Source organism: Acetobacteraceae bacterium (assembly GCA_004843345.1).
GTDB lineage: Bacteria > Pseudomonadota > Alphaproteobacteria > Acetobacterales > Acetobacteraceae.
This window is the reverse complement of sequence record CP039460.1, coordinates 566159-580299: the sequence shown is the minus strand read 5'-3', so window position 1 is coordinate 580299 and position 14141 is coordinate 566159. Positions and strand designations below refer to the sequence as shown.

General features: G+C 44.6%; 13 protein-coding genes. 10 read left to right on the top strand and 3 right to left on the bottom strand.

Features of this window, described 5'->3' with window-relative positions:
• Positions 1–31 precede the first annotated feature (31 nt).
• The 9 genes from nuoG to FAI40_02835 all read left to right on the top strand — a co-directional run bounded on the left by nuoG (position 32) and on the right by FAI40_02835 (position 10496).
• Positions 32–2809, top strand: a complete 2778-nt coding sequence (gene nuoG / locus FAI40_02875) for an NADH-quinone oxidoreductase subunit NuoG (GenBank protein ID QCE34366.1) — start codon at positions 32–34, stop codon at positions 2807–2809.
• Positions 2809–3786, top strand: coding sequence for an NADH-quinone oxidoreductase subunit NuoH (gene nuoH / locus FAI40_02870; protein QCE34365.1), 978 nt, complete (start codon positions 2809–2811; stop codon positions 3784–3786). The genes nuoG and nuoH overlap by 1 nt, the downstream gene beginning before the upstream one ends.
• Positions 3787–3801: 15 nt before the next feature.
• Positions 3802–4344 (top strand): NADH-quinone oxidoreductase subunit NuoI, encoded by a 543-nt coding sequence (nuoI, locus tag FAI40_02865; protein QCE34364.1) that lies wholly within the window; start codon positions 3802–3804, stop codon positions 4342–4344.
• A gap of 10 nt (positions 4345–4354) precedes the next feature.
• Entirely contained in the window at positions 4355–4891 is a 537-nt protein-coding gene (nuoJ, locus tag FAI40_02860; protein QCE34363.1) for an NADH-quinone oxidoreductase subunit J, read from the top strand.
• Positions 4888–5190, top strand: a complete 303-nt coding sequence (gene nuoK / locus FAI40_02855; protein QCE34362.1) for an NADH-quinone oxidoreductase subunit NuoK — start codon at positions 4888–4890, stop codon at positions 5188–5190. The genes nuoJ and nuoK overlap by 4 nt, the downstream gene beginning before the upstream one ends.
• Complete coding sequence (gene nuoL / locus FAI40_02850) at positions 5187–7028, top strand: NADH-quinone oxidoreductase subunit L (GenBank protein QCE34361.1); 1842 nt, start codon at positions 5187–5189, stop codon at positions 7026–7028. The genes nuoK and nuoL overlap by 4 nt, the downstream gene beginning before the upstream one ends.
• Positions 7029–7067: 39 nt before the next feature.
• Positions 7068–8600 carry an NADH-quinone oxidoreductase subunit M gene (gene nuoM, locus FAI40_02845; GenBank protein ID QCE34360.1) on the top strand — a complete coding sequence of 511 codons (1533 nt, stop codon included), beginning with the start codon at positions 7068–7070 and terminating at the stop codon, positions 8598–8600.
• 6 nt (positions 8601–8606) lie between these two features.
• Positions 8607–10067, top strand: coding sequence for an NADH-quinone oxidoreductase subunit NuoN (nuoN, locus tag FAI40_02840; protein ID QCE34359.1), 1461 nt, complete (start codon positions 8607–8609; stop codon positions 10065–10067).
• Positions 10068–10193: 126 nt separating this feature from the next.
• Positions 10194–10496: a hypothetical protein gene (locus tag FAI40_02835; GenBank protein QCE34358.1), complete on the top strand. Its 303-nt coding sequence runs from the start codon at positions 10194–10196 to the stop codon at positions 10494–10496.
• Positions 10497–10563: 67 nt separating this feature from the next.
• Here the strand turns inward: FAI40_02835 and FAI40_02830 are convergent, their stop codons facing one another.
• On the bottom strand, positions 10564–11511 hold the full coding sequence (locus FAI40_02830) for a 2-hydroxyacid dehydrogenase (GenBank protein QCE34357.1): 948 nt from the start codon (positions 11509–11511) through the stop codon (positions 10564–10566).
• A gap of 224 nt (positions 11512–11735) precedes the next feature.
• On the opposite strand from FAI40_02830, the gene FAI40_02825 reads away from it, so the two are divergent.
• Positions 11736–12602, top strand: a complete 867-nt coding sequence (locus FAI40_02825; GenBank protein QCE34356.1) for an SDR family oxidoreductase — start codon at positions 11736–11738, stop codon at positions 12600–12602.
• Positions 12603–12675: 73 nt separating this feature from the next.
• Here the strand turns inward: FAI40_02825 and FAI40_02820 are convergent, their stop codons facing one another.
• Both FAI40_02820 and FAI40_02815 read right to left on the bottom strand, forming a co-directional pair.
• Positions 12676–12990, bottom strand: a complete 315-nt coding sequence (locus FAI40_02820) for a hypothetical protein (GenBank protein QCE34355.1) — start codon at positions 12988–12990, stop codon at positions 12676–12678.
• An 87-nt stretch (positions 12991–13077) separates the two neighbouring features.
• Entirely contained in the window at positions 13078–13671 is a 594-nt protein-coding gene (locus FAI40_02815) for a hypothetical protein (GenBank protein QCE34354.1), read from the bottom strand.
• Positions 13672–14141: the final 470 nt, after the last annotated feature.

The following is a 14141-nucleotide window of genomic DNA, read 5'->3' as shown; positions in this document are numbered from 1 at the left end:
GTTGACGATTTTAATGTGAAAGAAAGCTAAAATGGCTACAATTTACGTCGATGGCAAAGAATATGAAGTTAAGGGTTCGGAGAATCTTTTACAGGCCTGTCTCTCTCTAGGGCTGGATATTCCGTATTTTTGTTGGCATCCTGCGCTGGGAAGCGTGGGGTCTTGTCGGCAGTGTGCTGTGAAGCAGTTTAAGGACAAGGATGATAAGCGTGGCCGTTTGGTTATGTCTTGCATGGTGCCAGTTGCGGAAGGCTCAGTCATTGCCATTGACGATGAGGAGGCGGTTGCTTTCCGTAAAAGTGTCGTGGAATGGCTTATGACAAATCATCCGCATGATTGCCCTGTCTGTGCGGAAGGCGGAAATTGTCATTTACAAGATATGACGGTAATGACGGGGCATAGTTTCCGCCGTTACCGTTTTTCAAAACGCACCCATCAAAATCAGGATTTAGGGCCGTTTGTGGCGCATCAGATGAATCGCTGTATCGCCTGCTACCGTTGTGTTCGTTATTACAAAGACTATGCGGACGGTAGTGATCTTGGGGTTTTTGGCGCACATAATAATGTTTATTTTGGGCGTGTTGAAGATGGCACGCTGGAAAGTGAATTTTCAGGAAATTTGGTTGAAGTCTGCCCAACAGGTGTTTTTACCGATAAAACGCATACAGAACGCTATAACCGTAAATGGGATATGCAGTTTGCGCCAAGCGTGTGCCAGCAATGTTCTTTAGGCTGTAATATTAGTCCGGGCGAGCGTTATGGGGAATTACGCCGTATTGAAAATCGTTATAACGGAACGCTAAATCATTATTTCCTTTGCGATCGTGGGCGTTTTGGCTATGGCTATGTCAATTTAAAAGATCGTCCAAAACATCCTCAGAAACGTGCCTCTCAGACGTCTATCCAGCTTGATGCAGAGTTGATGCTTGAAGAAGTTAGCAATGTTTTGGATCAATCAAAGAAAGTGATTGGCATTGGCTCTGCCAGAGCCTCTCTTGAGAGTAATTTAGCGTTAAAATCTCTGGTTGGCGCTAGCCATTTTTATACTGGCCTTTCCCAATTAGAAATGGATAAACTCAATCTATTGCTGAAAATTTTAAAGGAAGGCGGTATTTCGACACCTTCTTTGCGTGAGATTGAGGCATATGATGCTGTTTTGGTGCTTGGGGAAGACATTACCCAAACAGGCGCACGGATGGCATTGGCAGTGCGTCAGGCCTTAAAACGCAAGGCGCAGGAAATGTCGATGGAAGGGGTTGATGTAAGAGATACTTCAAATATGAGCGAGCGTGACAAAGCCGCCATTGTCCCGATTGCGGATTGGCAAGCAGCGGCGCTCCAAAATGTTGCACAGGGCGAGTGTTTTCCTCTTTTTGTCACAAACACCGATAAAACCCGTTTAGAAGATGTCGCAAAATTCCATTATTGCGCACCTGCAGAAGACCAAGCCCGTTTGGGGTTTGCTATCGCCCATGCGATTGATGGAAATGCGCCAGCGGTAGAGGGGCTAAGCCAAGAATTGCAGGAGAAAGCGGAAGAAATTGCAAAAACGCTTTCGAATGCAAAAAAACCTCTCATTATTTCAGGCACGCAAGTTGGTTTGATTGAGGTGCTGGAAGCTGCTGCCAATGTGGCTAAGGCGCTGAAGGAAAAAGGTTCAGAGGTTGGCATTGCTTTGGTTGCGGAGGAAGTTAATTCTGTTGGTTTAGGCATGATCGGAGGCGGCTCTGTGGAGGAGGCGCTGAATCAGCTCGAAACACGGGCAGCAGATACGGTGATTATTTTAGAAAATGATCTTTCCCGTCATATTTCTTCTGGCAAAGTTCATGCGGCGCTTGAGAAAGCTCAAAATATTATTGTTCTGGATCATCAAACGAATGCCATTACTGATAAGGCCAATTATCTTCTTTCTGCGGCAAGTTTTGCAGAAGGTGATGGCACAGTTGTCAATAATGAAGGGCGTGCCCAACGTTTCTTCCAAGTTTATGATCCTGCTTTTTACGATACTTCTGTGGTTATGGCGGAAAGCTGGCGCTGGATTTACGCTATTCGTAATTTTAAGGAAAAAGGGGACGTTAATTGGGGACAGCTTGATGCCGTGATTGAAAATCTCACAGCAGAATTTCCTGAATTAAAAGCGCTTAAAGATGTTGCGCCAAACGCCGATTTTAGAATTCTTGGGCAGAAGCTTCCACGTTCGCCGCAATGTTCTAGTGGACGTACAGCCATGCGGGCTGACATCAGTGTGCACGAGCCACGCCAGCCACAAGACCCTGATAGTATGTTTGCCTTTTCGATGGAAGGAAATAACCAGCCTTCCGCCGCACGTTCTGAAGTGCCTTTTGCATGGGCGCCAGGCTGGAACTCTCCACAGGCTTGGAATAAATTTCAAGATGAAGTTGGGGGGCATTTGCGCCATGGCGATCCAGGGAAGCGTTTCTTTGAAACGGCTTCACAAGGCTTGCATTATTTCACCAAAATTCCAGCTGCGTTTCAGCCTCACGCTGGGAAATGGCGTATTGTGCCCGATTATCAGCTTTTTGGCAGCGAAGAGCTTTCCCAGCGTTCACCTGTTTTCCAAAAAAGAATGTCGAAGGCTTCTGCATCTTTGAATCGACAAGAGGCAGATCGGATCGGCTTAAAGGCAGGAGAAATGCTTTCTTTGGAACATGAGGGTAAGCGTTTTGAACTTCCTGTTACGCTTTCGGAGAATTTGAGCGAAGGACAGGTTGCTTTGCCTCTTGGTTATCCAACGCTAGCGCCAGAAATGGCTTATAAAAATTGTGATTTGTCGAGGAGGATGAAATAATGCAGTGGCTGACACCAGATTTTCTCGATATTTTATTAAGCATTATAAGAGCCGCTGTGATTGTCTTGGTTGTCGTCATGGTTGGTGCGCTTATGAGCTTTATTGAGCGCCGTGTTTTGGGACTTTTTCAGAACCGCTATGGGCCTAACCGTGTTGGCTGGGGCGGTTCGCTTCAGCTGGTCGCCGATATGGTGAAGATGTTCTTTAAAGAGGACTGGGTGCCAAAATTCGCAGACCCTTTGATTTTCATCATGGCGCCAGCCATTGCCTTTACGGGATTACTGTTGGCTTTTGCTGTTGTGCCGATGACGTCAAGTATTGTTGTTGCCAATTTAAATATTGGACTTCTCTTTTTCTTGATGCTTGCAGGGCTCGGAGTTTATGCTGTCTTGTTTGCAGGCTGGTCGAGCAATAATAAATATTCGTTGCTAGGCGCAATGCGTGCTGCGGTTCAGACATTGAGTTATGAGGTCTTTTTGGGGCTTGCTCTTTTAGGGGTTGTGGCGCAGGCAGGGTCTTATAATTTAATTGATATTGTTCAAAGCCAAGCCCATTTATGGAATGTTATTCCGCAATTTCTTGGTTTTTTTGCTTTTTGCATTGCAGGCATGGCCGTCTGCCATCGTCATCCTTTTGATCAGCCGGAAACAGAGCAGGAAATTGCAGACGGTTATCATCTTGAATATTCGGGTATGAAATTTGGGATGTTCTTTGTCGGCGAATATCTCGGCATTGTGACCGTTTCGGCTTTGATGGTGACCTTGTTTTTTGGCGGATGGCTTGGGCCTTTCTTGCCGGCATGGCTTTGGTTCTGCCTTAAAACAGGTTTCTTTATGATTATGTTTATTCTTATCCGTGCGGCATTGCCTCGGCCACGTTATGATCAGGTGATGTCCTTCGGTTGGAGGATCTGTCTGCCACTGACATTGTTAAACTTCCTTGTTACCGCAGCTCTTATTTTCTGGAAAGCGCAATAGGCGGGGAGAAAGAGAATGACACTTAAAGAATTACTTGTTGGCGTTGGCACACAGCTTCGCAGTATTTGGATTGTCGCTTTAAATGCGTTTTCAAAACGTGAAACTCTTATGTATCCAGAAGAGCCTGTTTACCTTCCTCCACGTTTTCGCGGCAAGATTGCGTTGACACTTGATCCCAATGGAGAAGAGCGCTGTGTGGCGTGTAACTTGTGCGCTGCGGTTTGCCCTGCAAGCTGTATTTCTCTTCAAAAAGCAGAAAGAGAAGACGGGCGTTGGTATGCAGAGTTTTTTCGTATTAATTTTTCCCGCTGTATTTTTTGCGGTTTCTGTGAAGAGGCTTGTCCAACAATGGCTATTCAGCTGACACCGGATTTTGAGTTGGGAGAATATAAGCGTCAAGACCTTGTGTTTGAGAAAGAAGATCTCTTGATTTCAGGGCCTGGAAAATATCCTGATTATAATTTCTATCACATGAGCGGTGTCGCCGTTACCGGCAAAGGTAAAGGTGACGCAGAGAATGAAGCTAAACCGATCAACGTAAAAGATCTCTTACCATAAGGCGATTGACATGGAATTCTCTTTTTACAGTTGCGCTTTTATTGCCATCTTAGCCGTGTTGAGAGTGGTGACATCCACCAATGTCGTGCGTGCGCTTTTATATTTTTTGATTTCGCTTTTAGCCATGTCAGGGATTTTCTTTTCTCTGGGCGCATATTTCGCTGGGGCATTGGAAGTGATTATCTATGCCGGAGCCATCATGGTTTTGTTTGTCTTTGTTGTGATGATGCTCAATCTTGGAAAAGTTGAGGAAAATCAGGAAAAGGCATGGCTTAGTCCTAAATTATGGATTGGCCCGGGGATCTTATCAGCGATTTTATTGGCTGTGGTCGTGTTTGCGCTCCTTGGGCAGAGTTCTCAGATCATGGAAGGCGAAGTCATTGGCGTGAAAGACGTCGGACTTTCTCTCTTTGGCGAATATCTCTTTGTTGTGGAGTTGGCCTCTATGCTCCTTTTGGCGGGCATGGTTGTGGCTTTCCACCTTGGGCGAGACAATCTTTTGGGTAAGGACGATGGAACAAAGGTAGAGATGGAGGAGCGGGTATGATTCCGATGGGACACGGCTTAATTCTGGCCGCAATTTTATTTAGCCTAGGCCTTTTCGGTCTGATGATACGCCGCAATCTTCTTTTTATGTTGATTTGCCTTGAATTGATGCTCAATTCTGCGGCGTTGGCCTTTGTCGTTGTCGGCAGTGGCTGGCAGCAGGCAGATGGGCAGGTCATGTATATTCTGGCGCTGACACTTGCCGCTGCCGAAGCCAGTGTCGCTTTAGCGCTTTTGTTTCAACTCTATCGCCGCTATCAGCATCTTGATATTGATGTTGTCAGCGAATTGCGGGGGTGAATATGTTAGGTTTAACGCTTTTATTTCCCCTGATTGGTTTTCTCTTATTGAGTTTTTCCGCTGGGCGTTTATCAGAAAGGGTTTCGGCTCTGATTGGTTGTGGTTCGATTGGCTGTTCTGCCGTGGTTGCGGCTTTGGCCGATTTCCAATTTCTAACCCATGGCCATCAGCCGATTGAAGTGCTTCTTTGGACATGGATGTCGGTTGGCAATTTCCATATTGATTTCAGCCTCTGGTTGGACGGGCTGTCCATGACAATGCTTTCTATTGTTACGGGCGTTGGTTTCCTTATCCACATCTATGCCTCTTATTATATGCGTGGTGAGGAAGGATATTCCCGTTTCTTTGCCTACACCAATCTTTTTATCGCCAGCATGCTGGTCTTGGTCTTAGCCGATAATTTGCTTTTGATGTATCTCGGTTGGGAAGGGGTTGGCCTTTGCTCTTATCTGCTGATTGGGTTTTATTATACAGAACTTAAAAACGACAGTGCGGCTCAAAAAGCGTTCATTGTAACCCGTGTGGGAGACGTGCTGCTGGCTTTTGGGATGTTTATCCTCTATCAAAGCCTTGGTACATTAAATTTCCATGAAATGGCACAATTAGCGCCGCAGCATTTTGCGAACGGTGATGTTTTGCTGAGCTGGGGGACGTTGATGCTTCTCGGCGGTGCTGTTGGTAAGTCAGCACAGATTCCATTGCAGGTCTGGCTCGCAGATGCGATGGCAGGGCCGACCCCTGTTTCTGCCTTGATCCATGCGGCAACGATGGTGACTGCCGGTGTTTATTTGATTGCTCGGACGCATGTTCTGTTTTTGATGACGCCTCAAATTTTGGAGCTTGTCGGGATTATCGGTGCAGTGACCTTGACTTTGTCAGGCTTTGCGGCGCTGGTGCAAACGGATATTAAGCGTGTTTTGGCTTATTCAACGATGAGTCAGATTGGCTATATGTTCATGGCGTTGGGCGCACAGGCATGGGATGGCGCTATCTTCCATTTAATGACACATGCGTTCTTTAAAGCTTTGCTTTTCCTTTCCGCAGGTTCTGTTATTTTGGCTTGCCATCACGAGCAGGATATTTTCAAGATGGGGGGGCTTCGTAAATCCATTCCGTTGATTTATATCTGCTTCCTTGTCGGGGGAGGCGCACTTTCAGCTGTGCCCCTCTTAACCGCTGGTTTCTTCAGTAAAGATGAAATTTTGGCTGGCGCAATGGTAAGTGGGCATATCAACTTAATGCTGGCGGGGTTGGCAGGGGCATTTATGACCTCTCTCTATACCTTCCGCATGATCTTTATTGTCTTTCATGGCAAGGAGCAAATCCACGCCCATGCGAGCAAGGCGATTACGGAATATTTTCCTCTGGGCATTTTGGCGGTTTTATCGACCTTTGTAGGCGGTTTGATAGTCCTTCCGCTCAAAGGGGTCTTGCCAGAAACACTTGAGCTTTCCTCTCACCAAACCTTGCTTCTGCAAGGAAGCTCTGCGGTTATTGCCCTTTCTGGGATTGCGGTGGCCGCTGTTTTATGGCTTGGCCAGAGGCGCTTTGTGAGTGCAGTCTCTTCAAGTGCTGTTGGGCGGTTTTTCTCCCATTGGTGGCTTGTAGGCTGGGGATTTGATGAGGTTTATGCGGTGCTGTTTGTTAAACCGTATGCGCTGATTTCCGTGCTTTTAAAAATGGATCCGCTTTCATTGACGATGGACATACCTGCCCGTCTGTCTCGTTTGGCAAGCCGATTTATTCTTTTGAGTGAAAATGGTTATTTACGTTGGTATGTCGCCTCCATGGGGATTGGGGTTGTCCTCATGATGGCCGTATTGATTGTTGGGTTCTGATCCAATGCAGATGATTTTAAAATAAGGGAAGGACGTCTCATGTTATTACCTTGGCTCATTTTAATCCCCTTTGTTGTTGGGCTTTTCTGCTGGTGGACAGAACGTCTGGGCGACAAGTTTCCTTTTTGCCTCGGGGTTGTTGGCACGGTTGGAACGCTGCTGCTTTCATTGCAGATGTGGGTAACAGGTGGTTATCACCTGACCCAGCCAGTCGGTATGCCGCAATGGCAGATGGAATATATGCTGCCGTGGATTCCACGTTTTGGCATTTCCATTCATTTGGCCATTGATGGTCTCTCTATGGTGCTGATTGCTTTGACGGCTCTGCTGACGATGAGCGCCGTGATTTGCTCTTATCAGGAAATTCAAACAAGCAAAGGTTTCTTTTATTTCAATTTGATGTGGATTTTGAGCAGTGTTATCGGTGTGTTTCTTGCCGTTGACATGTTCCTTTTCTTCGTCTTTTGGGAAATGATGATTGTCCCAATGTATTTCTTGATTGCCATTTGGGGACATGATGACCCAGATGCGAATAAGACACGGACAGGCGCTGCGATTAAGTTCTTTATTTATACGCAGGCGAGCGGTCTTTTGATGCTTATTGCCATTTTGGGATTGGTCTTTGTTCATCATAGCGCAACCCATGTTTGGACATTTAACTATGCGGATCTCTTGCATACAGAGATGTCCTATAAGGTTGAATATCTCTTGATGCTTGGTTTTTTCATTGCTTTTGCGGTTAAAATGCCAGTTGTTCCCTTGCATGGCTGGTTGCCAGACGCCCATGCGCAGGCACCAACCGCAGGTTCTGTGGATTTGGCAGGTATTTTGATTAAAACAGCTGCTTATGGGTTGCTACGTTTTGCTTTGCCATTTTTCCCACATGCTTCGCTAGATTTTTCGAATATTGCGATGTGGTTGGGAATATTGAGTATTTTCTATGGCGCTTGGATGGCCTTTAGCCAGTACGATATGAAACGCTTGGTCGCTTATACCTCTATTTCGCATATGGGATTTGTGCTGATTGCGATTTACACACTCAGTGAGCTGGCTTACCAGGGGGCTGTGGTTCAGATGGTGGCACATGGTCTTTCCGCAGCGGGCATGTTTATTCTTTGCGGACAGATTTACAAACGTCTCCATACCCGTGATATGCGCAAGATGGGGGGGCTTTGGGATAAAATTAAATATCTTCCAGGATTTGCCCTGTTCTTCTCTGTTGCAACGTTGGGAATGCCAGGCACAGGGAACTTCATCGGGGAATTCATGATTCTCTTTGGAACGTATGCCAGTGCACCTCTGATTGCCATTATTGCAACCTTTGGGCTTGTTTTTGCGTCAATTTATGCGTTGGCCTTGATGCGCCGCACTTATTTTGGTCCGCCTAAAAGCGAGCTTGTCGCCGAGACACTTCCAAGCATGTCTGCTCGGGAACTTATTCTTATCTTTCCGATTGCAATATTGCTTGTCTTGGTTGGCTTCTGGCCTCAACTGATTTTGGATACTTCTCATTATGCCATGAGTGACCTCCAGCAGTGGCTTGCTCATTTTCTTCCTACGGCAGGGTTGTAAATCGTCATGACTATCACTTCGCAACAACTGATCGCATTGCTTCCTTTGTTTATTGTCGGGCTGGCTGTCGTGCTTGTCATGCTCTCTATTGCTTGGAAGCGGAATCATTTTCTCAATGCAACACTGACAGCTCTTGGGCTGGGCGCTGCAATGGTTTCCCTTTATTTTGCCAATCAAGTGGGGGCTGTTTCGGTAACGTCTTTAATCCGTGTGGATTTTTACGGACTGTTTTACAGTGCTTTAATTCTCTTTTCTGGCTTGGGAACGTGCCTTTTCGCTTATCCTTGGTTGAAAAATTTTACGGATAATAAGGATGAATTTTATTTACTCCTTTTGATGGCTTGCTTGGGTGGATTGCTTTTAGCAATTTCAAATCATTTTGCTTCACTGTTTTTGGGCGTTGAATTGCTCTCTTTGCCTGTTTTTGGAATGGTTGGATATGCTTTTGGGCGGGAACATGCTTTAGAAGCAAGTCTTAAATATACCGTTCTGTCAGCAGTAGCCTCTTCTTTCCTTCTGTTTGGGATAGCGTTGATTTATGCCAATACAGGAGATCTTTCTTTCGCTGGATTTGGAAGATCTTTTTCGAGTGAAGCGCTTTATTCGCCTTTACTCCTTATTGGTTTTGGAATGATGATGGTGGGGCTTGGGTTTAAACTCTCTCTTGCGCCTTTCCATCTTTGGACACCTGATGTGTATCAGGGGGCACATGCTTCTGTTTCCGCCTTTCTTGCAACGGCGAGTAAGGTCGCTATTTTTTGCGCCCTTGTCCGTTTGGTTTTTTATATTCCTGCAGGGCTAGGAAGCGATGTGCAGCTTCTTTTGGCTGTGATGGCTTTTATTTCCATTGTTTTTGGAAATTTAATGGCGCTCAATCAGAAAAGCGTAAAGCGTCTTTTAGGCTATTCTTCCATTGGGCATTTTGGATATTTGCTGGTTGCGGTTGTGGCTTTGAAGGCTTCGGCTTTTGCTCTTGAGACAATAGGCGTTTATCTTGCAGGTTATGTGGCAACCAATCTTGCTGCCTTTGGGATTGTGAGTGTGCTGTCAACGCAGAAAGCTGGTGCTGAAATTGATTCCTTAGATGAATATCGTGGAATCTTCTGGCGTTCGCCTTTCATTGCGACTTTAATGACATTGATGATGGTTTCTTTTGCAGGGATTCCCTTAACGCTTGGCTTTATTGGCAAATTCTATGTGATTGCATCTGCTGTTGATGCGCATCTTTGGTGGCTGACTGGGGCAATTATTCTAGGCTCTGCTTTGGGGCTTTATTACTACCTGCGGGTTGTGATTACGATGTACCTCAAAGAAGCGCCACAGTCTGAGGTTCAGCTCTCTTCTCTTTGGTTTTGCAAGCCAGATGGCCTAATGGTTGTTTTCTCGACAACGTTTGTCATGGTCTTAGGTGTTTGGCCTCAGCCACTTATTAACATTGCCCGTGGGACGCTCCACCTTCTTCATTAAAAGAAGGTGGAGAAGCTATTTTTCTTTTGAGACTTGAAACTTTTAAGAGAATAGGCAGAATGTGGAACTGAGATCGCTGGGATATTCTGGCAGAGGTTAATTTTAAAGAAAAAGTTGGAGGAATAGATGTCAGATATTCATTCTATCGTACAGGAAGCCGTTGGGCAGCTTGGCGGTTCTAAGCAAGCTATTGAAAAACATGTTGCTTTTACAGATGCTTTGGTGAGAGCTTTTCAGAAACGCCTTGTGGGAGAAAAGCTTTCAGAAGAGGATTTTAAGGAAACGGCGATTCAGGTTTTTAATAAAACAGTTTTATCTGAAACGACAGATATGGCTATTCGCAAGCCCCATCAGGGTTATGCGAATATTTTTGCTGAAGGTTTTGCAAAGCTTGCTGTAAGGGCGGCTGAAAAGCAAGATAACGCTTAAAATAGAGATTCATTATTTAAAAAAGCCCGCTAAAAAGCGGGCTTTTTGTATTTTTAAAGGCTTAAATTTATGCAAAGCCTTTAAGAGGGGTAAGAAGCGCTCTCTTAGAAAAATGCGCTTGTAAATTCTGGACAACATTGCACGCCATCGCTTGGCGTGTTTCCCATGTCGCAGAGCCTTGATGGGGCTGAAGCACACAATTAGGAAGCGTTAAATAGGCAGGATTGATGTTAGGCTCATTAAGGAAAACATCAAGACCAGCGCCTCGGATTGTTTTGTTTTTGAGGGCTTCAATCAGAGCCTTTTCATCAATTAAGGAACCTCTGGCAATGTTAATAAGAACAGAATTTGCACCAAGTTTTTTCAAAATATTTTCATTGATAATATTTTGCGTTTCTTGAGTTCCGGGAAGCGCTAAAATGAGCGTGTCTGCCCAGTCTGCCAATGAATCTATGCTGTCTTCACGTTTGAAAGCGGTTTGAGCTGCACTGCGGTTAAAATAGCGGATTTCAGCCCCAAAGACAGAAAGTCTCTCGGCAATGGCTTTGCCAATCGCACCAAAGCCAGCAATGCCCACTTTTGACCCTTTAATCGAATGACCAAGGGGCGGTTCGCCAATTTTGACCCAAGAGCCATTTTCCATCCATTGAACATTTCCAAGAAAGTGACGGTTTAAATTTAGCAGAAGCATGAGCGCCGTATCAGCAACTTCGTCTGCATTGACGCCTGCGGTTGTTGTAATTTTCAGCTTACGTTCTTTTGCTTTTTGAAGCGGGAGGCGATCTACACCAACGCCAAAGACAGAAATAATTTCTAAATTGGGAAGTTTTTCAAGAATTTCTTCCGAAACGCCAACCGCAAAATTTGTAATAATCGCCTTAATATGAGGATTGTTTTGGGACAGGTCTAAGGCAGAAACTTCTTTTGGCGGTGTAGAGAATGTCTCGGGCGTGATAAATTTTTTAAAATCCTGATCTAATAAGAGGGTTTGAGAGGCATCATAAGGGGCAGGCATGATTTTATTCCTATTTACGGAGTGGTGTATCTCTGTTGGAAATATGTTTATCTGCTTCTGAAAACAAGGCCGTTATATTTATGTGAGTCAGGACAGTCTTCCTTTAATTTATTAGCTTTTCTAATAAGGTTTGTTAGAATTAAGAGGATTATATAGAAAAAAGATCTCTGACATTCTTTTTCTATTGGAGGATTTTCTCCATATATAGAGAGAAAGAAAAAGAGATGTCTCAGAAAAGAAATTGGCTTATCACAGGCGCTTCTTCGGGTTTTGGGAAATCCCTAGCCCAAAAAATCTTGGCAGAAGGCGACAATATTGTCGTGACGGCTCGAAAAAAAGAAGCCTTGGAAGAAATAGCAAAAATCGCACCGGATCGTGTTTTTGTTTTTCCAGCTGATATTACAGTGCAGTCGCAGCGCGAGGCCTTGGTTAAAGCAAGTTTAGAGCATTTTTCAAAAATTGATATGCTGGCCAATGTTGCAGGGCGAGGATGTGTTGGGGAGGCAGAGGCGTTTTCTCAAGAGGAAATGGATGCGCTGATGGCACTGAATTTCATAGCGCCCGTGGAGCTAATTAAATTAGTACTTCCTGCGATGCGTCAGCAGAAATCTGGTAAGATTATCAATTTCACAAGTATTGCCGGTATGGTTTCTTTTCCAGCTTGTGCGCCGTATTCTGCGACAAAATATGCCCTTGAGGGCTGGACAGATGCCCTTCGCCAAGAAGTTTCCCAGTTTAACATTGAAGTTATGCTGGTTGAGCCTGGAGCGTTTAAAACAGAATTTGCCGTTTCAGGCGTGCTAATGGAAGCACAAAAATCTTTGCCAGCCTATGATGAGATGTTGAAATATTGGCATGAGTTTTTTGAAAAAATGGTGGAAAATGCACAAGGTGATCCTGATAAGGCAGCAGATGTGATTTTAAAAGCTGTTTCAGGGAAAATGTCTTCTCATTTGCTTTTAGGTTCAGATGCTTATGAAACTTTAGATCATGTGATGAAAGAGCGTTTAACAGAAATTGCGCATTGGAAAGAAAAGGGCGCTGCTAATACTTCTTTTAAGAATGCGAAAGAAGGTGCTTCTTTACTTTAATGAAGCACCAGATGTTAAAATAGCCCCTAAAAAATTAGGGGCTATTTTTTTAGCGCTTATTTTGAAAAGGAAATTAGGGCAACGTGCCGTCCGGTGCGATAACACCGCCTGCTTTACGGTAATTAAATTCTGCCTGAGATTTGCGTTGGCGATAGCCCTCACGGCCAGCTTCCATTAAGCCGATAAGAATTTCTGTGTCACGGGCTATCGCTTGACGTAATTCTTCACTTCCAGCCTCTTTGCTATCAAGAGGGTCTTCTTTGAGGCGCTTGAGATCAATAACAGCCTTTTCAATAATGGCCTCTGCACGGGCAACATGTTCTTGTGCATCTTGATAAATCTTTTTGGCAACGTCTCTTTTTGCTTTTTGCGGATCTTCTGATGTCACAATTTGCTCCTTTTCGGGGGATCGTTTTTAAAACTCTGATATTTTTATAAATACGCCTCTCACGAAGGCATCGCAATTTTTTTCTCTTTAACCGCCACAGCCTTGTGGAATGTGATCAAAAATATGGTTTTTTTGTTGTTCTTCAAAGGTCATTTTGCCGACTTTCCTCGAAAATTTCTCACAATTTCTCCGATAGGCCATTTCCCCTGAAATCCCAGCACCATCATGATCGAGAAAGGGAAGATGTCGAAATTCAGGACAATCAAGCTGGTGGATAATCAGCAGATTGCCATTGGCATCATGTCCTTTATCAATCTTTTTTGTCCATCTGGCATAACGGCCGAGGCTTGGGCAAAAAAGATGGCTGTAATCCATGTCATCTTTGGGCGGAGGATCCGCTGGCGCAGGAGGATATAGCCTTCCCATGGCATTATTATCTAAGTCAACGATATTTCCTTTTTCGTTTTGAAAACCGTAAGGGGCATTTTTTCCCCATTCTTTTGGATTATTTGAATCGTAAGCCATAGCTTCGGCTTCTTCTTCAGGGCTAATGCCTTTAAAGTGGCTTTTGAGGGAGGATTTTTTAGAGGAAGAATTTTCTATTGGAGTGGAGGAGGCCGGCTGTTCAAGATTTTTGTCTAAAACGTTCGCCTCTTGCGCCGTTGTTTTGAATGGAAGCAAAAAGAGCGCTATTATCACGCTTGAAAGAACAGATTTAATGATTCGAGGGAAGTCTATGTCTGAAGAATCTTCAAAGCCGAACATCGAAGAGCCAGTCCCATCCTTTTCGGATAAGTTGTTAAAATATTTTCTTTTAATCGTCTTAATCCTTTCTGTTTATTTCTTGCCTGATTGGCTAGAGCATCTTGTTTGGATGTTATAAAAAAGCAACAGTTAAGGGGGCATCTGTAACTCTTTTCTTTACAGAGGCTCATTTTTGTACAAGATTAGGCAACTGATTATCAGACTTTGTAAAGTCCCTTTGCAAAGTTTTATTCCAAATTTCGAACTGTGGAAGCTTATGTCCGGCCTTTTGAACCGAACCAATTTGAAAAAGATTGAAAAGCAGAAGCTGTTGCACGTCCGAAAACCGCGCCGCCGCCATGGGCGACATCAACATGGTCACGCAGAAGGAGCGTAGCGTTTGCGGT